At 35.8% G+C, this 25,518-nt stretch carries 13 protein-coding genes; 8 read left to right on the top strand and 5 right to left on the bottom strand.

Going from position 1 to position 25,518, the window contains the following annotated elements; translation table 11 throughout:
• Nucleotides 1–24 precede the first annotated feature (24 nt).
• The 5 genes from ACQ76T_RS18865 (at nt 25) to argS (ending at nt 9,238) form a co-directional block, all read left to right on the top strand.
• Nucleotides 25–1,668: a SusD/RagB family nutrient-binding outer membrane lipoprotein gene (locus tag ACQ76T_RS18865; RefSeq protein WP_431344796.1), complete on the top strand. Its 1,644-nt coding sequence runs from the start codon at nt 25–27 to the stop codon at nt 1,666–1,668.
• 417 nt (nt 1,669–2,085) lie between these two features.
• The gene (locus tag ACQ76T_RS18860) at nt 2,086–5,046 is read left to right on the top strand and encodes a SusC/RagA family TonB-linked outer membrane protein (RefSeq protein WP_431344795.1); all 2,961 of its coding nucleotides are present in this window, start codon (nt 2,086–2,088) and stop codon (nt 5,044–5,046) included.
• A 5-nt stretch (nt 5,047–5,051) separates the two neighbouring features.
• Nucleotides 5,052–6,512, top strand: coding sequence for a SusD/RagB family nutrient-binding outer membrane lipoprotein (locus tag ACQ76T_RS18855; protein WP_431344794.1), 1,461 nt, complete (start codon nt 5,052–5,054; stop codon nt 6,510–6,512).
• Nucleotides 6,513–6,601: 89 nt separating this feature from the next.
• Nucleotides 6,602–7,021, top strand: a complete 420-nt coding sequence (locus tag ACQ76T_RS18850) for a lipocalin family protein (RefSeq protein WP_431344793.1) — start codon at nt 6,602–6,604, stop codon at nt 7,019–7,021.
• Between the two features lie 132 nt (nt 7,022–7,153).
• Nucleotides 7,154–9,238: an arginine--tRNA ligase gene (gene argS / locus ACQ76T_RS18845; RefSeq protein WP_431344792.1), complete on the top strand. Its 2,085-nt coding sequence runs from the start codon at nt 7,154–7,156 to the stop codon at nt 9,236–9,238.
• Nucleotides 9,239–9,285: 47 nt separating this feature from the next.
• Here argS and ACQ76T_RS18840 read toward each other — a convergent pair whose 3' ends face one another.
• The 5 genes from ACQ76T_RS18840 to ccoN form a co-directional block, all read right to left on the bottom strand.
• Complete coding sequence (locus tag ACQ76T_RS18840; protein ID WP_431344791.1) at nt 9,286–10,245, bottom strand: YihY/virulence factor BrkB family protein; 960 nt, start codon at nt 10,243–10,245, stop codon at nt 9,286–9,288.
• Between the two features lies 1 nt (nt 10,246).
• Nucleotides 10,247–12,574, bottom strand: coding sequence for a BamA/TamA family outer membrane protein (locus ACQ76T_RS18835; RefSeq protein WP_431344790.1), 2,328 nt, complete (start codon nt 12,572–12,574; stop codon nt 10,247–10,249).
• Nucleotides 12,574–17,601: a translocation/assembly module TamB domain-containing protein gene (locus ACQ76T_RS18830; protein WP_431344789.1), complete on the bottom strand. Its 5,028-nt coding sequence runs from the start codon at nt 17,599–17,601 to the stop codon at nt 12,574–12,576. The genes ACQ76T_RS18835 and ACQ76T_RS18830 overlap by 1 nt, the downstream gene beginning before the upstream one ends.
• 293 nt (nt 17,602–17,894) lie before the next feature.
• Nucleotides 17,895–18,782, bottom strand: a complete 888-nt coding sequence (locus ACQ76T_RS18825; RefSeq protein ID WP_431344788.1) for a cbb3-type cytochrome c oxidase N-terminal domain-containing protein — start codon at nt 18,780–18,782, stop codon at nt 17,895–17,897.
• Nucleotides 18,783–18,801: 19 nt separating this feature from the next.
• Nucleotides 18,802–21,081 (bottom strand): cytochrome-c oxidase, cbb3-type subunit I, encoded by a 2,280-nt coding sequence (gene ccoN, locus ACQ76T_RS18820; RefSeq protein ID WP_431344787.1) that lies wholly within the window; start codon nt 21,079–21,081, stop codon nt 18,802–18,804.
• Nucleotides 21,082–21,264: 183 nt separating this feature from the next.
• Here ccoN and ACQ76T_RS18815 point away from each other — a divergent pair, with 183 nt between their 5' ends.
• The 3 genes from ACQ76T_RS18815 to ACQ76T_RS18805 all read left to right on the top strand — a co-directional run bounded on the left by ACQ76T_RS18815 (nt 21,265) and on the right by ACQ76T_RS18805 (nt 25,454).
• The gene (locus ACQ76T_RS18815; protein WP_431344786.1) at nt 21,265–21,558 is read left to right on the top strand and encodes a helix-turn-helix domain-containing protein; all 294 of its coding nucleotides are present in this window, start codon (nt 21,265–21,267) and stop codon (nt 21,556–21,558) included.
• Nucleotides 21,559–21,873: 315 nt separating this feature from the next.
• Entirely contained in the window at nt 21,874–24,843 is a 2,970-nt protein-coding gene (locus ACQ76T_RS18810; RefSeq protein ID WP_431344785.1) for a sensor histidine kinase, read from the top strand.
• Nucleotides 24,840–25,454 (top strand): response regulator, encoded by a 615-nt coding sequence (locus ACQ76T_RS18805; protein WP_431344784.1) that lies wholly within the window; start codon nt 24,840–24,842, stop codon nt 25,452–25,454. The genes ACQ76T_RS18810 and ACQ76T_RS18805 overlap by 4 nt, the downstream gene beginning before the upstream one ends.
• Nucleotides 25,455–25,518: the final 64 nt, after the last annotated feature.

Below are 25,518 nucleotides of genomic sequence, written 5' to 3'. Positions count from 1 at the left end.
TATGTTAATTGTTAATCGAAAAAAATGAAAAAAATAAAAATCTTAGTGTCTTTTGTTGCAATGGGACTTGCATTAAGTTCTTGTGATACTTACTTAGACATCAATGAAAACCCTAATAGTATCCATCAGGAAAATTTAACACCGCAGCTTATTTTCCCAGGTGCAGTAACTCAGCTATATAGAACTCAGTCGAGAGATATGATGCAGTTTGGTAATATTATGATGAATAGCTGGGCGGGGAACTCTTATGCTTATGGAGGACCTTTTTCTTCTGAATACACTTTAGCATCTGTTAATAGCAGTTTTTATGATACAATATGGGATGGTATATATCCTATTTTAGCCAATTTTGCATATATAGAGAAGTATGCAAATGCAGATCACTCTCAGGATTACTATGTGGCTGCTGCTAAGGTAATGAAAGCTTATTATATGCAGTATATCGTTGACCTTTATGGAGATGCACCTTATTCTCAAGCTTTCCAAGGACAGACTAACCTGACTCCTAAATATGATGATGATGTTGCTATTTACAAATCTTTGATTAGTGATATGGATGAAGCAATGCTTCTTATTGCAAATGCACAATCATCAAGCAGCACTTATACACCCATAGCTTTAGGAACAACTGATATTATTTTTGCAGGTAATATGACTAAGTGGTCTAATTTTGCAAATACTGTAAAGTTAAGATTGCTGATGAGAATGTCTAATGTGACAGGAGATCTTGCAACTTACAGAAATCAGCAGTTAGCTACGGTTGCAGCAAACGGTGTCTTGAATGAAAATGTATTTGAAAAACCAGGCTATTCATCAAGCAGTGATGACTCTTTAAATCCTCTTGTTTTAAATTTATTTTATAATTCTGCAGGAGCAGAAGCGCAGAATAGAGTTTTGATGACTGCTTCTGAGCATATAGCAACAGTTTTGAATGGTAATAATACTGGAATGACTAATGCATTTTATCAGAAATTTAATGGTATTGTAGACCCTAGAAGAAGTAGAATATTTAGTTTAGTTTCATATAATGGTGCAGTGGTTGTTAGAGGAATTAGACAAGGCGCAACGCCAGGACAACCAGGAGCTCCAAATGATAGTAATGTTGTTTCCCCCTTATCTCCTTATTATGTTGGATCCACTGTAGCTACACCTAAACCAACTCTTATGGCAGCAGGAAATGCCAGAGGTGGTCTTTTAATGTCTTTAGCTGAAATTCATTTACTTAAATCCGAAGCTGCTTTAAGGTACCCAGGAATATTTACCTCCTGGAATGCTCAGCAGTCTTTTACTGATGGTATTACTGAATCAGCAACTATAATGAATGCTAATGTTCCTCTTGCAGCTATAGATGCTTACAAAACAAGTATTTCTACAAGACCAGGATTAGGTTGGACAGGTTCTACTGATCAGAAGTATGAAGCTATTATGACACAGAAGTGGATTCTTTTAACTCATTACAATCCAACGGAAATGTATATTGAGTACAATAGAATGCAGCAACAGTATCCTTACTCTCCTATGGCTACAACTTCAATTAGAGCAAATAAACCGTGGAGATTGATCTATCCAACTTCTGAATATGTAGGTAACTCAGCAAATGTTCCGAATATTTCAAGTTCTGAGGTGTTTACTAAAAACAATAAAACTCCTTTCTGGAACCAAAATTAATTTTACAGATTTTTAATATATTTTATTACCGCCTTCGGGCGGTTTTTTTTGTTTTAAAAAGTCTTTCCAAGTCGGTTTTTAGACTTCTGCAAAATATATGCTTTGCATAGGTGCTGCTTTGTTTAGAGTCTTTTTTTTTAATATAAATTTTTCACTTAATTGAGAATCAGTGTTTTATATATGGTTTTTTATGATAATGATATAGATATTATCAATGTAAATAAATGTTATTATTTCCTAAAAAAATATAGCATATAAATATTTCATTTTTGTTAAATGTGTTTATTTTAACATATTTTATTATTTATTAATCATATTTTGTTTTAAAATATTGAATAATAAATATTTTTATTGAATTTTTCTTTGTGATATTAAGAAAGTTTTACAAATTTGTACAGTCACAAAAATTAATTTGATATGAAGAAACTAACAACAGGCCTTCTTGTTGTAGTGCTGTCTTCTTCCATTGCTGTTACTAAAGCTCAGCAAAAGAATGATACACTAAAAACAAAAGAGATTGAAGGGGTGGTGGTAACCGCACTCGGAATCAAAAGAGAGAAAAAATCTCTTGGTTATGCTTCTGAAGAAGTTAAAGCTGCAGAATTAACCGGTGGAACAACCAATACCGGTAACGTAGCATCTCTTCTTTCAGGTAAGGTAGCCGGACTACAGGTAAATACGAATAACAATTTTGGCGGATCTGCCAATCTTTTGATCAGAGGATACAAATCTTTAAATGGTGGTTCTCCACTTATTGTAATCGATGGTTCGCCTGTTAATAATACAACCGTAACAACGGGAGCTCCATTCGATTATGGAAATTTCTTATCAGATATTAACCAAGAAGATATTGAATCAATAAACGTTCTAAAAGGAGCCGCAGCATCTGCTTTGTATGGAGAAAGAGGTAGTGATGGGGTTATTCTTATTGTAACAAAGAGTGGAAAAGGAAATAATGACGGAAGCTGGGGGGTTACTTTAAGTTCTGGAATTACAGCTGGCTTTATCGATAAATCTACGTTCCCTAAATACCAGTCAAAATATGGAGCAGGATATGGAGGTGAATCTTGGAATGAAGATCCTGGGCCAGGAGGATACAATTATGCTAACTTTGGAGATGATGCATCATATGGACCTGCATTTAATCCCAATTTATTGGTGTATCAATGGGATTCATTTGACCCATCTTCACCTAATTATGGAAAAGCAACACCTTGGGTAGCCGCTAAAAATGGACCTATCAAATTCTTTGAAACACCAGTCACTTATGTTAATACAGTCACCATTGAAAAAGGAAATAAAACGTCAAATCTTTCCTTATCATACTCTAATATGCTTTCCAATGGATTGATGCCTAATTCCGAATTAAGGAAAAATACAATATCAGCAAAGTTTAATCACGATTTTACAGACAAATTGCATGCTTCTGTCTTCACCACCTTAACTTTACAAGGTACAAGAGGACGTAATGAAACAGGTTATTCAGATAATATTGTTTCTGGGTTTAGACAATGGTGGGAGACCAACGTAGATGTGTATGCTTTAAGAAGTGCCTATGCTAATAATGGAAACAGTAATTTTTCTTGGAATCGGACATCAGCAACTGATGGTACTCCACAATACTGGAATAACCCTTATTTTCAAAGGTATCAGAGTTATCAATCAGATGATAGAACAAGAGTTTTTAGTTATGCACAATTAAAATATGATATTTCTAAAAACTTTGGTATCACAGGTAAGTTATCCTATGATGATTTACAGATGGTTGTTGAAGAAAGACTTATGAACGGATCATTACCTCAGGTGTTCGGAGCCTCTGGTCTTAACGTAGGTTCAGGATATGCAAGAACGAATGTTAAAAATTCGGAAATGAATTTTGATTTATTTGCTAACTATAAATTTAATATTACCCCTGATTTGAATGTAAGTGGTATTGCTGGAGGAAACGTTAGAAGAAATCTGATCGATAACATATACATGAGTACAGAAGGCGGTTTATCTAAACCGGGACTTTTTGCTATATCCAATTCAGTAAGAACTATACTTCCTCCTGATGAAAATTATGCGAAATTTTTGACTTCAAGTTTATATGCAACAGCATCTTTTGGATATAAGAACTTTTTATTTGTAGATGGTACTTTCCGTGTTGACCAATCTTCTAACCTGCCAAAAGGAAATAACAGTTACTCATATCCATCAGTAACAGGATCCCTTATCTTGTCAGAATTTGTGAAACAGCCATGGCTTAGTTTCTGGAAAGTTAGAGGGAATTATGCTGAAGTAGGATCTTCTACGACTAATTACAGATTGGCAAATACATTTAAAGCAAGAGGAGAAGGACTATTCGATCAACCTTATTTCCTTGCGAATCCTAATTTGAAACCTCAAAGATCAAAAGAAACAGAATTTGGTATGGAGGCCCAGTTCTTTAAAAATAGATTAGGGTTTGATGTGGCCATTTATAAAACTAAAACTATTGATCAAATTATCAATTTGCCGGTATCTTCTGCTACAGGGTATAGAACATTCTTAGTAAATGCTGGACAGATTGATAATAAGGGTATTGAAGTTCAATTGAATGGTACACCTTTTAAATCTGCTAATTTTACTTGGGATATTAACGTAAACTGGTCTAAGAACGAAAATAAAGTTATTTCACTAAATGGTAATTCACAGAATTATCTAATGGCTACTTATCAGAATGGTGTGTCTTTGAATGCCCGTGTTGGAGAAGCCTTTGGAGCATTGGTAGGATCAGATTATCAATATGACGCAAATGGAAACAAAATTGTAGATCCAGTTAGTGGAAATTATCTTAGAAATAATAATCAGGTTATTGGAAATATTACACCAGACTGGGTAGGAGGTGTAAGAAATAGTTTCCGTTACAAAGATTTCTCTTTTAGTTTCCTTATTGATGTTAAGCAAGGAGGAGATGTATATTCTCCGGATATGGCCTATGGTATTGCAACTGGATTATATGAAGAGACGGCTTATTACAGAGAAAGTGGTGTGGTCAATCCGGGAGTTAATCCAAATGGAAATGTGAATACTACAGTAGCAGGCGATCCAAGTTCAGCTGGAAGTGTGGACGGATATGGTGTTATGCCAAACAAGAGATTTGTATATGATGCTTCCTATGTAAAACTAAGAGAAGCGAGTATAGGATATTCTTTACCAAAATCTATTTTAGCGAATACATCTATTCGAGATGCAAAAATATCTATTGTAGGTAGAAATTTATGGATTATCCATAAAAATTTACCATATGCAGATCCGGAAGCAGGGACAGGAAATGGGTTAGCTGCAAAAGGACAGTCTATCGGCGTACTGCCTACGACTCGTGATATTGGAATAGATATAACTTTAAAATTCTAAAAAAAATGAAAAAAATATTTTTAATCATAGGCTTAGCTTCATTATCATTAACTTTTACATCATGTGAAAGAGAAATTACATCATTGAATGAAGATCCCAAGCACCCAACGGAAGTGCCTTCCGGAGTACTTTTTGCAAGTGCTGAACAGGTTTTACTTGATCAGATATTGAATGTTAATGTTAACCGTAATATCACCAGGTTTTTTACTCAGCAATGGTCAGAAACAACATATATTGACGAATCAAGATATGATATGGTTTCTCGACCTATTCCCAGAAATCATTATAATCGTATGATGGCTTCTTCTTCGGCAACAGTAAACTCTCCAGGAGTTCTTTCCGCATTAAGAGATGCTAGAAGATTTCTTGATGATGAAGGAGTAAGTGCTGTTCAGAAAAACAATAATATTGCAATGATTGAATTGGTAAATGTGTATGCATGGGCTAATTTAGTAGATACCTATGGAGATATTCCTTATTTTGGAGCTCTCAAGGCAACAGCGGAAAATCCAGGAAATTCAGAAATTCCTTATGATGATGCAAAGACAATTTATCTTGATCTGATAAAAAGAATAGATGCTGCTCTTGCTATGATTGATACCTCAGGTACAGGGTATTCCAATGACCTGATTTATAAAGGAGATATGTCAAAATGGAAAAAAATGGGAAATTCTTTGAAATTTAGAATGGCAGTTACTCTTGCTGATGTTGAACCTGCTCTTGCTAAAACATATGCTGAAGCGGCCTATTCAGGAGGTTTATTTACAGAAAAATTAGATAACTTTGGCCTACAGACTTTCCCTTCAGGTTTATTATCAAATCCTGTTTATCAGGATGTGATTCAATCTGGTAGAAATGACTTTTTACCTTCTGATGTATTGATGAACTTTATGAATGGTAAAAATGATCCAAGAAGAGCCATTTGGTTTACAACTGTGGGGGGCGCATATATTGGAGGAAAATATGCCAAGCAAAATGTTTTTGGACAATACTCTCATTTTACAAATGCTATTTCTGGTGAAAATGCCCAAGGTTTTTTATTAGACTATACAGAAATTATGTTTTTAAGAGCTGAAGCTGCACAGAGAGGATTCAATGTTGGAGGAGCCGCAGCCAGTTTATATTCTGATGCAATTCTGGCTTCTATGACGGAATATGGAGTAAATATTACCAACGCTAATGCATATGTTGCGGCTAATCCGTATGATGCTGTAAATTGGAAAAAATCAATTGGAGAACAGTCTTGGGTAGCGATGTTCAATAAAGGATTCCAGGCATGGAACTTCTCAAGAAGATTAGACTTCCCGGTATTTGTAAATCCTTCAAACTCTAGAGTAGAAGCAGTTCCAATAAGAATGCGTTATTCTGATCAGGAATATCTACTGAATGCTACTAATGTAAATGCAGCAGCAGCAAAAATCGGAGGAGATAAAGTTTCAACGAAGATCTTCTGGGATAAGTTTTAATTTGAATAATAATCCGGCTAATTATAAGAATGTTAGCTTGAGATAGAAAATACTTAATTATGAAATATTTTATTGGAATTCTTTTATTAATGGGAATCGTTTCATGTTCTAATGATGATGATAACAATAATGTTGTAACAAATGAGGTAGGTATAAATGGAACATGGAAGCCATTTAAGTACGAATTCAGAGGTAAAAATATTGCACTGAATGACTGTGAAGACAAAGGTGTTATAATGATTAATGCAGATTTCTCAGGAGCGTATGACAGGTATGAATCTGGAACTTCGGGGAACTGTAATTTATCAGACTCTTTCGTAGGAAAATGGACTTATGATAGTTTGTATAACACGCTTACAATTACCTATCTTGATGGTGGTGTTACTAAAACCATGAAAAAAGAAGTACAATCATATTCTAGTACTGAACTTAGAATTCGTGATAATAGTAAGAATCTTGATAATTCGCCTGGAAACGATGAGGCAACCTTAGTTTTCAGAAAAGAATAAATATTCTTATGTACCTATAAAACCGCCTTCGGGCGGTTTTTTTATTTCCGTATATTTGTAACTTCAAAATTCTGAGATAAGATCCTTCACCGTAGTGTTTTGTCTCTGAACATTAAAATTGAACGTAAGAAAATGAATATTAAAGATATTATAGAAGAAAAACTTTCAGAGGTTATTTTAAATGTATATCAATTAAAAGATATCAAACTGGAAGTTCAGGAAAATAAAACGGAATTTGAAGGTGACTTCACTGTTGTTACCTTTCCGTTGGTGAAACAGTTAAAGAAAAACCCAGAAAGCATCGGGGTAGAATTAGGGGAAGCATTTACTGCACAGACAGAATTGCTGGAAAGCTTTAATGTCGTTAAAGGATTTCTTAATGTTAAAGTTAGGAATCAGTTTTTTGTGGATAACTTCAGATCTGTACACAGCAACTTCGGGGTTATAGAAAAGAAAGATCAGACGGTAATGGTAGAGTATTCTTCACCGAATACCAATAAACCTTTGCATTTAGGACATATCAGAAATAATTTATTAGGATTCTCTGTTGCGCAGATTTTAAAAGAAGCGGGATATGATGTGATCAAAACACAGATTATCAACGATAGAGGAATTCATATCTGTAAGTCCATGTTGGCATGGGAGAAATTCGGGAAAGGAGAAACTCCTGAAACTACTCATACAAAAGGAGACAAGTTTGTAGGAAATTACTACGTTGAGTTTGATAAAGAATTAAAGAGACAGGTTAATATTATTTATCAAGACTTTAGAAATAATAATTTTACGACTTTCGATACCAATAAGAAGGAAGAGGTTGCCAACCTAAACGAGAAAATCAACCTTCTTGAAACAAAAAAGAAAGAATCTCTTGAGAATTTAGATTATAGTGAGGTTTCAAATCTGGATGCTCGATTTAAAGCAGAATTAGATACAGTTTTAAATGATGATTCGTTGATATCTTCTGTTCCAGGTTCAGTACAAAAATCTGCAAAAGAAGAAGAAGCTGATCTTATCAAAAAACAAACCGTTACATTTAATACAATTTTTAAAGATGTTTTAGAGATTGAAGGTAAGCTTGAAGCTGAGAAATCTAATCTTAAAGAGGTCTGCAAACCTTCTACTGAAATAATGAAGGAAGCTCAGAAAATGCTTTTAGATTGGGAAAATGGAGATGAAAAAGTAAGAAACCTTTGGGCAGAAATGAACTCATGGGTATACAAAGGCTTCAATGAAACTTACAAAAAATTAGGTGTTGATTTTGATCAGGTTCAATACGAAAGTAATACCTACATTTTAGGGAAAGATCTTATTCAGGCAGGCTTGGAGAAAGGAGTTTTGTATCAGAAAGAAGACGGATCTGTATGGTGTGACCTTACTGATGAAGGGCTTGATCAGAAATTACTACTACGTTCAGACGGTACTTCCGTATATATGACTCAGGATTTAGGAACAGCGGTTGAGCGTTTCAAACAGAATAATATTCAAAAGCTGATTTATACAGTTGGAAACGAACAGGACTATCATTTCCAGGTTTTATTTAAAATCATGAAAAAACTGGGTTACGAATGGGCAGATCAATTGTATCACCTTTCTTACGGAATGGTAGAACTTCCTGAAGGAAAAATGAAATCCCGTGAAGGAACCGTTGTTGATGCCGATGATCTAATGAAGGAAATGTATGAAACAGCAAAATCTAAAGCACAGGAACTAGGTAAACTGGAAACACTTTCCGATGAAGAGAAAGAAGCTTCTTACGAAACTGTAGGATTGGGAGCGTTGAAATATTTCATGCTGAAAGTAGATCCAAAGAAAAAAATGCTTTTCAACCCTGCTGAAAGTATCGACTTCAACGGAAATACAGGACCATTTATCCAATATACTTATGCTCGTATCCAGTCACTATTGTCAAAAGCTGGAACAGTACAGACGGAAGCTGCTGATATTACCTTAAATCAGTCAGAAAAAGAACTGACGATGCAGCTGGTGAATTTTAAAACAGTGGTGGCAAAATCTGCTGAGACGCTAAGCCCGGCTTTAGTAGCAAATTATGTATATGATCTTGTAAAAGCATACAACTCATTCTATCAGAATAACCCGATTCTGAATCATGAGGATGAAAACGTAAAACAATTCCGTTTAACTATTTCAGACCTTACCGCAAAAACGATCAAAAAATCATTGGAACTTCTGGGAATAGGAACCGTAAACAGAATGTAAAATATAAAACCTCCTGAATTTTCAGGAGGTTTTTTCGTATAAATATTTTAATTATTTGTAGAAGGTGAATCTTTATCTTGGTGCGTTCCACTTATCTGCTTCAGGCTATCTGCATATAATTTAGCTGCACTCCATCGGGCATGTTTGGAAAGAGTTACCGGATATCCTTTTTTGTAAGTATATACTTTAGTGAATTTCGCTCCAAAGAAGATCAGCATACAGGAATAATTAATCCACATCATGATCAGAATTACCGTTCCGGCAGCTCCAAAAGCTGAAGTAGGCTTTACCTGATTAAAATAAAGACTTAATAAAAACTTTCCGAGGGTAAATAATGCGGTCGTCAGGAAAGCTCCTCTCCATACCGATTTCCAGCTGATCAATACATCCGGAAGCACTTTAAACATCAAGGCAAACAAAAACATCACAAGTCCAAAACCTATGGCAAAATTGACAAGTTCAACGAGCATATAGGTTTCAAAACCAAAATACTGAGTGATGATCTGATTAAAAAGACTGATAAGCGATGATAAAATCATGGTGATCATCAGTAGAAATCCTAATATAAGAATCATTCCCAAAGAGTTTGCTCTATCCAGTAAAAATTTGAGAAGAGCTTTTTTAGGAGCGGCTTCCACATCCCAAAGCGCATTCAAAGAATGCTGAAGCTGAAAGAATAGAGTAGTAGAACCGTAAACGAGCGAGCCTACTCCTACCGCTTTCATAAAAACATTTTTTTTGTCGATAAGAGCGCCAGCCAGCATTCCTTCAATACTTTTGGCAACATCTGCGCCCATAATACCACTAATTTGAGAGCTAATTTGCCCTCTGATGGCTTCTTCTCCAAAGAAATTTCCCAATACCCAGATAATAATGATCAACAATCCAGGGATAGAAAATATAGCATAATAAGCAAGACTTGCTGAATCTTTTGATGCAGAAGAATTATTCCACTCTGTAAAGGTGTCTTTTAGAACTTCCCAGAAAAATTGAGCATTTTTAACCATATTAAAAAGGATATCCGATGGCAATATTTAATACAAGATTATCTTTTCTCCAGCTTGGGTCCCCGAAATTAATTTTATCAAAGGCCCATCTGCTCCCTTTTTCATAATAAGGAACACGTAATGGCATGGCCAGATCCAGTCGTAAAATCAGGATAGAAAAATCCAGTCTCAGACCTACTCCGGCTCCCACTGCAATTTCATTTAAAAAGTCTTTTGAAAATTTGGCGCCCGGCCTCTGAGGATCATCATGAAGAAGCCAGATATTTCCCGCATCTACAAAAACTGCTGCATTTAAAAATTTATAAAGATTAGCTCGGTATTCGGCATTTAATTCCAGTTTGACATCTCCCGACTGGTCAAAATAAGCTCCTTCTTCAATTGTTCTCGGGTCAAAACTTCCAGGTCCCAATGTTCTTGCACGGAACGCTCTGATACTGTTACTTCCCCCGGAGAAAAACTGCTTAGAGAAAGGAATGAATTCTGAGTTTCCATACGGATAAGCAATACCTCCGATAAATCTCGTTGCAAGCGATGATTTCTCAGTGAATTTATGATAGAATCTGACATCATTTTCAATCTTTGCATACTGACTGAAAGCAATTCCAAAAATATCTTTTTCTTTACCTTGTTTTACATTGGCTCCTGTAAGTAATCCTGTGATATTTCCCGCCAGATCAAGAGTTCCTTTGTAATAAAATGTATTGGTTTTTGGCTGCATTGTATTGGTATACGTGTAGGAGTAAGTAGGACCAAAAATAAGCTGTTTTGCTACAATCCTCTGCATAGCGGCATTATTCTTGGAAATAGAATCATACAAGGCTGTTACTTTAGCGGGAGAAACCAAAGTGATGTCAAGCACTTTCAGTTCATGCTCTTTCCTTACATTTTCTTTCCATACATATCCAAATGAGCCGGTAAAATTATTAAGGGTATAATATTGTGTTCTGTTCTGGAACTCATATCCCAAATTGATATTCGTTCTTGGAACAAATGCACTGGAAGAATTAAAACGGAATGGCGCTACAATTCTCGGAATCGAAAGTTGTACATTGGCACCTGCACGGAACATATTATTAGCATTTTCCGGGCCACCCATCTGAAAATCAAAAGCACCAAAGATCGCGGCTTTAAACTGTTCTGCACCACGGAAGAAGTTTCGGTGAGTCCAGTTGAGGTTAAGCTCACTTCCTGCGTAGTTGGCAGAGTTTGTTCTTCCCAACGCTTCCAGACGGAGTGACTGGATCTGTCTTGGGGTTAATAAATAATAGGCGTCAAATTTATGGTTCAGAGAATCTGAGGTGATAAATTCATTTTTGACAAACTTGAAAACTCCTAAACTGATCAGTCTGTTTAAGGTAAGATTGTGGTTGGATCGGTTATACAGATCTCCTTTTTTAAAGTAAAGCGCCCGATCAAAAATTTTCGGTTTGAATTTATGTTGTGGATCAATGACATAAATATCGTCAAACGCATATTTAGAAAGAGAATCTTTATCCATTGGAATGTTATACTTTCCGTCCTTTACATCCTGAATGTTATAGTTGGGAAATACAACCACCTTATCAATACTGAATTGCTGGGTAGAAAGATCGGGAGTATCATCCTTAAGTTTTACATTAAGCTCTACTTTATGGTTTTTACTCACTGTGCTGTCTGCCTGTACAATAATATTATCCGGGTGGAAGTAATAGAAACCTCTTTCTTTTAAACGGCTGTCTATTCTTTCACGTTCAGCTTTAATGACATCCAGATCAAAAGGCCGTCCGTTTTTGAGAAGCGTTCTTGCTGTCAGATTCTGAATTTCCTTATTGATCAATGTAGAATCTTTCTGGAATTTTACTCCATCAATAAGATATCTGGAACCAGGTCTTAAGGTGTAAACAACTTTTGCTTTCTTGTTCTTTGAGACAGTATCATAAGTTGCTCTGGCATTAAAGTATCCTTTATTTTCAGAATAGTTCTCAATAATATCTTTATTGAATTCACGATCCACATCTCCTAATAATACAGGTTTTTCACCTACTTTATATTTCAGCCAGTAATTGAATCCTTTATCTTTTTTAGGCTCTTTGGCAATATTGTAAAAATAGAGCTTGGGACGCATTCCTAAAAAGGTAGAATTGGGCTTGGGAGTGAGATTGGCTTCCAGTGCAGACTGAAGATCTTTTTTCTCTTTTTTGGAAATTGTATCATTGTCAATCTTCACTTCAGCACCGGTATAAAGCATCTGGCCTTCTTTTAGGAATCTTGTGTTGCTACAGGAAACCACAGCGGATGCAAGCCCGGAGGCCAATAGATATTTACAATATGTAGGGAATATTTTGCTCATTATTTAAATTCTACCACTTGATTGTTTTGATTCTTTTTGGTTTTCTTTTCTTTGGATTTTTGGAAGATTTCCCGGAACTTATCATAGTCTAATGTAATGATAAACCCAACTCCGGTTTCTATGATCTGCCCTTGGAGAGCCACCTGATATTCATCTTTACGATACGCTCGAAGCATATATCTTCCATCCTTAGAAAGGCTATAGTCTACAGAAACATTCCCTGCAATATTGGTCATGTTTTCATTTTGGCGGGCTTCTCCTTCCAATCCGAAGTTACTTCCTACCGTTACTTTCAGTCTGTCATTTAATAATTTTTTACTGATATCCACATTCAGATCGGTTCTTGTATTTTTTTGTCCTGTGGAGTAATCCTCTGTAGAATCCAGACCGAAGTTCAGGTCTACTCCTTTTATCAAATCGGAAGCAAGATTATTTAGCTGCTGAGAAAGTATCTTACTTACACTTTGTCTTGCCATGGTTTCCGCGGACATTCCGACAGCACTTTCAAATGGATTTTCTCCGATAAAACGATTGAGAAGAAGTAAGGCAAACACTTGCTTATTCAGTTCAGATTCCTGATTTCTAAGCTGGGCAAGCTTTGCATTCACATCATCTGTAATGGTAGATGACACAGAATTATTTTTTTCATCGGTAGTGATATCAAAGGAAAGCTGTGGTTTCAGAAGCTCACCTTTCATCTTTAATAAAGTATTGAAAGGAATTTTTTGTTTGTATTGGTTCATCTGAGAAGATGTTTTTCCACTCATCTGTTGTTCTAAAAGATCAATTGGCGGAGCTTCCGTTTTATAAACAGCGGTAATGTCCATCTGAGCCATGGTAGGTTCCCCGGTCCAGGTAATAGTACTTCCTTTCTGAATGTCGAATTTACGTTTCAGTAAACTTACCGAAAGATCATAGCTTCCTTTTTCTACCTCGTATACGCCTACCAGAGTCGTTTTTCCTGAAGGATCAATACCTCCCGTAAGTTCAGCTTCACCCTGAAGTTTCACAAAATCACCGTTTACTTTATCAATGATAATAGAAAGTTTAGCTTCCTTACTTACTTCAATGTTAACGCTTACATCCATTCCTTTGATGCGGCTTTGCGCGTTCAGGGAGTCTGCTTTAATGGTTTTATTCAAAACAACCTGATCCTGATCAACAAATTCTACAATACCGTCTCTTTCCTGTAGTGAAGGGTTAGACTGTGGCAATACAAAAGTAAAATCTGTATTATCGGCAACGCTTAATCTACCGTCTACTTTTGGCAGATCAAGATTTCCGCGGATGCGCAGACCGGCATCAATAGCCAGGATACCATACATCATGGCGTCATTTGATTTCTCAGAATTAACCACTTTAAAATCTTTGGCGTTTACATTAAGATTGAATGCAAAATCTCTATACGTTTGCGTAAGTACCTGCCCATCTATGACAAGAGCATTTCCATCTTTATCATTGATCTTGAATTTATTGAATTCAATACCACGACTGGTAAAATCTATTTCATCATTTAATTTTCTGAAGTCACTTCCTGTTTTGGCAATTTCCAACCCAGCATCATTGAATTTTACTTTTCCAGCAATATTCGGCTGAGATGTGGTTCCTGTGATTTTCAGATTTCCGGAAAGATAACCTTCTGTATTCGTGATCGCATTCATAGAGAAGCCTTGGATACTCTTCATCTGAAGCTGGTTGATCGCCATATTCATATCGAAGCTACTGGAAGAAGTGTTATAATCTCCCAGAATTTTTACATCATTATTATTTCCGGAAAGAGCAACATCAGCATTTAAAACGTTCGGTGAAGAATTGTTCACTTTTACGGCCAGATTTCCAACAGGACTTCCATAGACAATCAGGTTAGAAATATTTAAATCTGATGTAAAGGTCATTTTTTTCATAAAATCCCTTAGCTGTGCTGTTCCGTTGATGGTTCCCCTTGCCAGAACAGTATCCTTTTTGATAAGTTCTGTAATGGTTTCTATTTTAAAATCTTTCAACGAAATATTTAAAGGACTTGTTGGGCTGCTGCTTTCAGATTGAATAGCAATTTCACTCCCCGCATTAGACAGAATGAAATTCTCCGCCAGAATTCCTTTATTACTGATTTGGATTTTATTGTTTTCAGCAACATTCCAATCTGAGTAGTTCAGTTTTAAACCATTAGGTTTCAGAGATATTTCTGTAATGTCATTTAAAGATTTTGCATTCCCTGCGATAAGGAATTGGGTCGCATCTTTTTCGTCCTTAGTGGTAATGTTATAATTAATTATATTATCTGCTACATCCCCATCAATACTGATTTTATTTAATGAAAGGCTGGAACTTTTTAAGGCGGCTACATTCAGGCTATACTGCAGAGCCTGGTTTTCATTGGTAACTTTTAAAGCTCCTTTTTCAATAGTGTTTTCTCCATACAGCAATTGTGGAATCTGTCCGTCGATTTCAATTTTTTGAGAATCTGCATCATAGTTTCCAGTTAAATTGATGGTTTCAAAACTTTTCAGATCGGGAACAAATTTTCTGATCAGATCATCATTTTTAATTTTTGCAACAAAAGTGAAATGCTGTCCAGGATCAATTTTTTGCGTCTTATCGGGCTTTTGGAACTGATAATACTGATTGATAGTTTTCGTTAAAGCTCCGAAAATCTGAGTAAGCTTATATTTCCCTTTCAGTTCAACATCTGCAATTTGTGAATTGAAAACAATCTGCGTAGAATCTGTGGTGGAAGATGCTTTCAGGTTAACCTCCTGTACCGGATACACTTCTTTGGTATCCGAAAACGCAAAATCTTTTAGATTTAAATATCCATTCAGATTATTAGGATCAAGACTGGTGAAATCACCGTCAATTTTTCCTGCAATGATCATTGGTTTCTCGTAGAAGCCAAGTTTGTTGACATCGAGTTTGATCACTTCACCATTAATTTTTACCGTAGGATTTTTTTCATCATATACTCCGGAAGCCGTCAGTTGTAAATCTGCATTCGGATCTTTTGAATTTAAAATCACATGATAAGCCCCTTTGTTGATCTTACCGGTCAGATTCATATTTTGATAGCGGTATCCTTTGTAAACCGCGGAAGCTACATGTCCTTTTAAATCAGCATTGGCATTTTTAAAATCAAAGCTTTCTCCTTTTACGGCAATTTGAGCAGTAATAGGGCCAATATCTTTATTTTGAATAATTTTTCCTACTTGTATGCCCTGTAGATTTGCTTTTACATCATATAACTCATGATTTTTTTTCCGCATGTCAACTTGTGCAACAACAGCGGCATTTCCGAGGGTAGAATAAAGGTTCAGATCTGCGTTTACCACTTTAGTTGTTCCTTTTGCATTTCCTTTTATACTGAAATGAGAAGGAAGGGCAATATTGGAAGGGATTGTGTTTTTAGGAACAAGATTGAAAACAGTTTTGGCATTAGATGAAAATTCTCCGATTCTCAGATCATAATAGAGCTGAGAAGGATTCATTGCATTTTTGATTTTTCCGGAGGCTGCGACTCTCAACTGATCTAATCCGGAAACTTTAAGATCTTGAATGAAAAGATCATTAACACTTCCTTTTACGTTAGCATTTACATTAAGGATGGCATTCGGGTATTTATTGAACGGAACTGTGTTTCTTAGGGTGGGAACAAGGTTTAAAATATCAGAAAATCCAATTTTAGAATCTTTGATATTGGCCGAAATTTTTACGGCACCTAAGTTGGACGTGAGTTCATTAATAGAGTTATAATTTAAAATAACCTCATCACGCAGTAAAGTTTTTGGAGTCTGAAGATAAAGACTCTTAAGATAGGCTTCCTTTTCTGCGTATACAAAATCGGTGTTGAATTTCTGAATATCCAGACCTCTCGCTTCCTGAATTTCCGCTGAATTTACAGTTCCTGCGAAAGTATTGTTCTCCATTTTGAAACTCCTTACTTCCACATTCATTTTTGAAAAATTCAGGTGGTTGAAATCCATTCCCTGTCGGGTTGCGGCAACAGCGGTATTGTTGTAAGTTGCTTTTACATCGTTAAGAACCAGCTTCCCTAAAAGAACTTTCATCGCTTTATCTTTTTCAGATACTTTTGAAATTTCCTGTTTGTCTGATTTTTTTGGATTGGCATTTTGGGCAGGCAGATAAAGGTTGGCATCGATATCTGCGCCAGAAAGAAATACATTGTCAACAGCATAGGAATTGTTTTCAAGATCGAGCTTGTTTACCTTTGTACTGAGCTCTTTGAAAAGAACTTTTGCAAATGTTTTGGTATTATCATCCCCGTAATTGATATCAAAATTGGTAAGCTTGATTCCTCTTAGACCGATACTCATCGGTTTCTTTTTATTTAGAGAATCTACCTTTTTTTCGACTTTTTTGGAAACTTCTTCCAGAAGCCCCTGTTTTAAATTTAATTGTAATCCGTCAAGATTAATATCGTTGACAGCATAGCTGTTTTTGTTGAGATCAAAAGTTTTAACCCTGGTGTCGAATGATTTGAAATATACGTTGATATCATTCTTCGACTGCTGGTCGTTGAAAATGACCCCAACATCTTTTAAATTGATTTTATCCAGAGAAATAATGAATGGTTTGGAAGAACTTTCTTCCTTGTCACTACTGGCAAAAGCATTAAGGATGTAGTCGAAATTGAATTTGCCGTCAGGCTTTCTTATGACATGAGCACGGGCACCTTCCATTTCTACAGAAGTAATATCTGCTGTAGAGTTGATGAGCTTCAGCATATGAAGGCCTACATCAAGTTTTTTGACTGACAAAAGGGTATCTACATCCTGTCCTTTAAGATAAAGATTTTCCATGACAAGGCTGTTGGGAAATCCAATATAAACTCTTTCGAGGCTTACTTTGGTTTTGATTTTTTTCTCCAGATAGACAATGAGCTTGTCTTTAATGAAGTTTTGAACAGCAGGAAGTCTTAAGCTTAAGATCAACAGGGTAAGAAAAACCAATATTGAAATAAAGGTTATTACAATACGCCTTAAAAGTTTTGTGGTGTTGATTTTCAGTTTCAAATGCGATATGGTTTGTAACAAAGATAATAATACTATTTTATTTAGCCTTTGTTATGGTACCTTTTTGCAAATGCAAAAATCCTGCCTTGGCTGCCTTTTTATGGAATTTTAGTGTGTAGTTGTCAAGTGAATAGTTGAGTAAGACGAGCCAAGGTAAGGATTGTTATTTTTTAGAAAGCCCCCTTTATATCATTTTTTAATGTTGAAAAGGTTAGTTAGCAAAAATGAAAATTCAAATGTTAGTATGTGTAAAGGGGGCGTGGCATGGTTCTTTATGAAAAGGTTATTAGTTTTTAATTGTTTCCGTTTTCCCATTTCACCTCTTCTCCCTGTGGAGCGGCACCACCTTGTGCTACCGTAATAGGAGCGGTTTCCTGGTTGATATGATAAATATATGCTGCAATTTTTTCAGCATCTCTTCCGGTGATGGTTCCTTCTTTGATGAAAGGTCTCATGGTAGGATTATTCGGAGAACCGTTTTCGAGCATCCAGAAAACATTTTTGAATAAACTTTTTTCTTTGATGTTGATCCAATGTGTATCAGTAAGGTTGGGGCCAATACCTCCTTTCCCGGAATCTCCGTGGCAGGTTACACAATTGGTTTTGAACAGTTCCTTACCTTCTGCAATATTGTCTGCACTGTATTTTGCAGACTCAAGATTGATCTGAGGGGCTGTTTTTTCATATTCTTCAATAGAGGCAAGCATTGTTTTTGCTTCTTTGGTGTATTCTACTTCCGGATGAGCATAATCTGTGAAAGCATAAGCTGTTAAGTATACTGCACAGAAAATACATCCAAACCAGAATAGACCGATCCACCATTTCGGAAGGGAGTTGTCCAGTTCTGTGATTCCGTCGAAGCCATGATCAATAAGAATATCTTTTTCTTCAGTTACAGACTGTTTTTTAAAAGCTGAGTTCCAAAGTTTCTGATAATAGGGAACTTTTTTTTCTTCAAGATATTTTTGTTTTTCTTCATCCGGCAATCTGCTGAAACTTTCATTCTCTATCAGATCACCAATGGAATTCATGATGAAAAGAAGAATGATGGCAATCAGGATCAATGCCCAGAAAAATGGAGAAGAAAAATAATCTGAATCGCTTGCGAACATTTCAAAGGCCATAATTGTTAAACCTATTGTTGCCGCTATATATACTGAAATTGGGGTTCTCGTTTTCATTACAATACAATTTTAATGATTACTCTACGCTGGCTGTTTGTATCTGAGTGGTTTTGATGTCTGTACCTAATCTCTGAAGGTAAGCGATCATCGCTACAATTTCTCTTTGCTCAAGCGGAACATAAGCCGATCCTTTTGCCGTTTTCTCTTTGATCATCTGATCTTTTACATCCGTAGCTTCTGAGTAAATTCTTTGTACAATTGCTTTGGATTGGTTATGTGCCCATTGGTTGGCAGAATCGATCTGAGCTTTTGTATAAGGTACATCAAATGCATTTTTCATCAGTTTCATTTTATCTACCATTTGTGTACGGTCCAGCTTGTTGGTAATGAGCCAAGGAAAACGGGGCATAATGGAGCCTGCAGAAGTAATTCTTGGGTTGTACATATGCTTGAAGTGCCATGAATCCGGATTTCTTCCTCCTTCTCTGTGAAGATCTGGTCCAGTTCTTTTAGATCCCCATAAGAAAGGTCTGTCGTATACAAATTCTCCCGCTTTGGAATACTGTCCGTTTTTTCCTTCAAATCTTACTACCTCATCTCTGAAGGGTCTTATCATCTGAGAGTGGCATGAGTTACAGCCTTCACGGATATACAGGTCTCTTCCTTCAAGTTCCAATGGAGTATATGGCTTCACTGCAGTAATGGTAGGCACACTCTGTTTAAGAGATAATGTAGGTACAATTTCTACCAGTCCACCAATGGCAATGGTAATAAAAGCTAATATGGATAGCAGAGTAGGGGTTCTTTCTAACCATAAGTGTACACCTTCGCCCTCTTTTCTGGTACTGCCGATATTGGCCAATGCAGGAGCTTCAGCAGGAACTTCTTTCTGAAATGAACCGGCTTTAATTGTTTTGATAACATTGATCACCATTAAAACCGCTCCGGACAGATACAGAACTCCACCAAGGAATCTCATCTTAAAGTAAGGAATAATGGCTGTTACAGTATCTAACCAGTTTTTCCATAATAAAGTTCCGTCTGGGTTGAATTGTTTCCACATCAATCCCTGAGTAAATCCTGAAATATACATAGGAACGGCATAGAAGATGATTCCTAATGTTCCCAGCCAGAAGTGCCAGTTGGCCAGTTTTTTAGACCAAAGCGTTGTTCTCCACATAATTGGAACCAGGTAATATACCACTCCGAATGCCATGAAACCATTCCATCCAAGAGCTCCTAAATGTACGTGACCAATTACCCAATCGGTATAGTGACCAATTTTATTTAATGATTTTGTTGCTAATAACGGTCCTTCGAAAGTAGCCATACCATAGCAGGTAACAGCAACTACAAAGAATTTAAGAATAGGATTTTCTCTCACCTTGTCCCATGCTCCTCTTAAGGTAAGCAAACCATTCAGCATCCCTCCCCAAGACGGGGCAATAAGCATGATGGAAAAACCTGTTCCCACGGCCTGAGCCCAGGCTGGTAAAGCTGTATACTGCAGGTGGTGAGGCCCGGCCCAAAGGTATACGAAGATCAACGACCAGAAGTGAATAATGGATAATTTGTATGAGAATACCGGACGTTGTGCTGCTTTTGGCATAAAGTAATACATAAGACCTAATACAGGAGTGGTTAATACGAATGCCACCGCATTGTGACCATACCACCATTGTACTAATGCATCTTTTACACCTGCATATACAGAATAAGATTTCCAGCTTGTGAAAGATAAAGGAACTTCCAGATTATTGAAGATGTGAAGCATTGCAACGGCAATCCATGTTGCTAGGTAAAACCAGATGGCTACATACAAGTGTCTTACTCTTCTTTTAGCAATGGTTCCGAACATATTGATCCCGAAAATGATCCATGAGAAGGCAATCAGAATATCAATAGGCCATTCGTGTTCAGCATATTCTTTAGAAGTATTGATTCCCATCAGGAAGGTGATTACTACACTGATAATCATAATCTGCCAAGACCAGAAGTGAATCCATGAAAGGGTATCACTGTACATTCTTGTTTTTAGCAGCCTCTGCATACTGTAATAAGCACCGCAGAAGAAGGAATTACAGACAAAAGCAAAAATAACGGCGCTGGTATGAAGCATTCTGATCCTTCCAAAGCCCATCGCTCCCTGTGTGTTGATCAGTCCCTGAATATTCCCCGAAGCTAAACTTTTAATAGTAGTATCATCAGTGCCGAATAAAAATTCAGGCAGTTCAGGATAAAAAAGCATCAATGCGGCTGTAAGCCCCAGCAGAAATCCGACAAGTCCAAATGCGATAGTAGCATAGAGGAATGCTCTGACAATATTATTGTCATAATTAAATTTTTGCGTCTCCATAAATTCCAATAGTGTTTACCGAAGTGATATTTTCTCTGAAAAAGTCCTATTTTGTGGCTTTTTCTATGTTGAAAATAAATATCATGTAACGTGTATAATGTTTTGCCAAAGGTATTTATTAACTTTGTTAGAGGCTAATAGATAATCTTCTAAAATATACCGAAAACTACTAAAACAAAAACGATGAAAGTGTGTGGTCAAAATATCAGAAAAATACGTAGGAGCAGAGATCTTACGCAGGAGTATATGGCGTTTGAGATGGGGATTTCCCAAAAAGCCTATTCCGACATTGAGAATTCTAAGGTGAAGATCAACCTGGAAATCCTTACTAAAATATCAGATATTTTAGACATCAAACCTTCCGATATCTGCAGTATTTCGCATAAGTGTGGAAATGATGAATATGAAGACAAATACCAAAGCCTTCTGGAACACCTGAAAAAGAATAATATATCGATCCCAAAAGAATATTTGTAAATGAAAACAACAGCCACTCTATAAAATTGTTGTAGCTGTATACCTTCTACTTTAATCTCTATAAAATAATGACCTCTTCAATTACGGAAGGAGGTCATATTTTTTTGTGTTGGAAAAATCTTGTGTTTCTAGCAATATGCCTGATTGCAGTAGCCGGAACGGGGAACAAGTATTGGGTGTTTCAAATGTATTATAATTGATAAAGTATTAATAAATAATTATGTAAAAATAAATTCACATCATTGTGGATAAATATTTACAATAATTTTAATTTTCTACAATATATTTGCTGCTAATATAATGCTGGCCCACTGAATGAAGCTTTTATACTTTATTTCACTTTTACTTTCTCTATGCATCTACGGGCAAAGCTATACCATGCAATGGTATAATATGGATAACGGATTACCCCAGAACAGTATCAAGGATATTGTGAAAGATAAGTACGGTTTTATCTGGCTTTCTACGGAAGGTAGAATCCTTCGGTATGATGGAAGCAATTTTGTACAGTATAAAAATTTTAAATTCAAGAATTTAAGTTTTGGTGATTTTTATGGAAATATCAAAAATGATAGCATTGCAGTTTTCAATGACTCTGAAAAGAATGCTCTGCTGATTTCTCACCGACAACCTAAAAGCATTGCTTCGAATGGAATCTTTAATCCTGGTGGCTCCGGAAATAATAAAATTTATAAAAGACTCGTCAAAAATAATATCACCGTAAGATTTATCTCTTATATAAATTCTTATTTTATTCAAACCGATAAAGGATCTTATTATTTTGAAAATGATAATGTTACTTATGTGGATAATAGAAGTGGAAAGAGTTCAATAATCCCTTTGAAGCTCCCACGCAATCGATTGAAGCGACTGTTTGCCCACGGTGATCATATTTTTATTGCCGATATAGATAGTAAGAGAATCCTTCAGCTTTTTGAAGGAAAATATTCTTATATAGAGGCTCCATCAATGTATACTGATCCTGAAACCAAAATATACTGGCAGCAAATAACCGGGCAGGCATTTATGATCAGCCATGGTAAAATATACAGAAGCATTTTCTCGCAAGGGAAATTGACGCTTTCTTACATTCTGGAATATAAAGAGATAGACAAAGAGATTTCCGGAACGATGTTTTTTGATGAGGTTTCCAGGAAATTGTACGTGGGAAGTTCAATTAACGGACTTAAAATACTCAGCCTGTCAGATTTTTCTGTTTCAAAAAAGAATTTAGCTTATCAGGATGAGGTCTGCTATGCTTCTATTCCTTTTGGAAATAATTCTGTTCTTACCCAAGAAGGAATCAGATATTACAGCACAAAATCAGAAAGGGTATTTTCTGCACCACAATCTTACGATAAAAGGTATATTTTTCAGGATGATGCAGGAAATCTTGTTTACAGGGAAAATAATTCGATTCATATAAGATATAAAAATACGGAATTTGTAAAGTACGACTCTATAGCTGTTAAAGGAAAAGAAATTGATGGTCTGTATAAAAGCGGAGGTCTTTATATGGCGTCTGTAGTGGAAGGTAAAAAGTCTTATCTCTATATATTCGATCATGATGATTTTAGAAAAACTTCACGGATTATTTTCTGTCAGGATAATATAGATGCTGTTTTAAGATATAATGCAGATCTTCTTTATTTGGGAAGCAGTGACGGAATTTATGTTTTTTCTCTTTCACAGAATAAAATTGTAAAGCAGATTGGAAAAAATATTCCGGTAAAACAGATAATAAGGACCAGAGATGGACATATCTGGCTGACCACTTATGGAAGAGGAGTGTATCTGTTAAAAAATCAGAGAACAATCAAAGTTCCGACAGATAAAAATGATTTTTTGGCTAATGCCCATTACCTTCTGGAAGATAAAAACTCTAACCTATGGATCTCGTCCGACAATGGGCTATTTAAGGCCAATAAACAGCTTCTCTTACAGCAGATGGAAACTTCAAAAGGTACTTTTTCCTATTATCGGTACACCAAGCGCTATGGTTTTTTGAATAATGAATTCAACGGAAGTGCGAATCCCTGCGCTCATGCATTGGAAGACGGACAATTTGTTTTTCCTTCCATGGAAGGCTTCGTATTCTTTACTCCTGAAAATATTAAAACCTATTATCCGGGCTCTCAGGATATTTATTTGGAAAGAGCAAAAATAAAAGGACAAATGGTTCAACTGAACAATCGGCTTTTTTTAGAATGCGGTTATAAAAGTGCAGAAATTTACATAGATCTTCCTTACTATTCCGATCTGGATAATATAAATCTTCAGGCTAAGCTTGTAGATGCTGAAAATAGCTCGTGGATTAATATTAAAAATGATAAAATTTTCCGGTTAGCCAATATTGAGCCTGGTACCTATACTCTGTTGGTAAGGTATTTATCTTCAGAAAAAGGAAAATACATTTACAAAAGTATTCCCGTAGAAATAGAAGCTTATTTTTATCAGACTTTGCTGTTCAAACTTTTGATCGTGGGGATTGTCATTTTAATCGTTATCGTACTTATTCAGACCAGAACCAATTTTTTAAGATTAAAAAACAGAGTGTTGACAAATACTCTCGTTCATAAAGATAAAGAACTGCAGGAAGCCAGTACAAAGCTTAAAAATGAATCAGACTATCAGAAAAAACTGGTAGAAAGCATAAGTCATGATATTACTACGCCTGTGAAATTTATATCTCTGCTATCTCAGGAACTCAATCAGTCCGAAGATCCAAAGGTTCAGAAAAAATATTTCGACAGTATCTACAAAACTTCTGAACAGCTTTATAAATTTACATTAAGCCTTAAGGAATATACTGAACTCTACAAACAGGAAAATAGATCCTCAGAATTCTATTCCGTTTATGATCTCATTGAAACCAAAAGATTACTTTTTGAAGAAATTGCGTTGAAGAACAATACATTTATTTACAACTTTTGCGATCATCATCAGACGGTTCAGCTGAACAAAAATATTCTTCTTGCTGTTTTTCATAATATTATAGACAATGCGGTGAAAAATACATCCAATGGAGAAATTATTATCACATCCCTTTCCTCAGAATCTTATCTTGAAATCTCGGTAGCCGATACCGGAACAGGAATGTCCCATGAACAGAGAATGTATTATTCCGGACTTTTTAAGAAAAAAGAGAAAGAACATCTGATTTTTAAAAACTACGGATTAGGCCTGCATATGGTTGTTCAGCTTATGAGAAAAATTGATTCCGAAATACTTTTTCATGAAAATACACCGAAAGGAACCATCATTAAAATACGAATTAAAATATGATAAAAAAAATACTGATTGCAGATGATCATCATGTGGTAAGAATTGGAACGGCAATGATTCTGGAGAAAAATTTTGATGATTTCGAAATTCATTTTGCCGAAACATATGGTGAAGCAAAACAAAAAATAGAAACAGAAAAATTTGATTTGGTGATTCTTGATATCGAACTTCCCGGAAGCCTTCTCAAGTCTATGGTGAAAGAGATCAAGAATATTTCCGAAGAAATTTTGATTCTTATTTTTACTTCTTACAAAGAAAATATCGCCTTACAATACATTGAAGAAGGAGCTAATGGCTTTCTAAATAAACAGAGCGATCCGGAGATTTTTGTAAAAGCTGTTGAAGCCCTTTTTAAAGATGGCTTTTATTACACATCCGAAACAATAGCTTCGTTGATGAAAGGAAATGCCGGGAAAAAAACATCCGATATTTTATCAGAAAGAGAACTGCAGGTTTTTAACCTTCTGGCAAAAGGAAACGGAAATCTCGAAATTGCCAATACTCTTAATATCGAAGAATCCACAGTAGGTACTTATAAAAGAAGAATTTATCAGAAACTCAAGATTACCAACCTTGTTGAACTGCTGGAGATTTATAACGAAATGCATTAAAAAACTATACCATAATGTCATAAAACCATTACAGTTTTGTGGATAAATACGTACAGAATTCATG

Origin of the sequence: Chryseobacterium sp. JK1, from assembly GCF_050632815.1 — a bacterium.
GTDB lineage: Bacteria > Bacteroidota > Bacteroidia > Flavobacteriales > Weeksellaceae > Chryseobacterium.
This window is presented reverse-complemented; position numbering and strand designations above follow the sequence as displayed.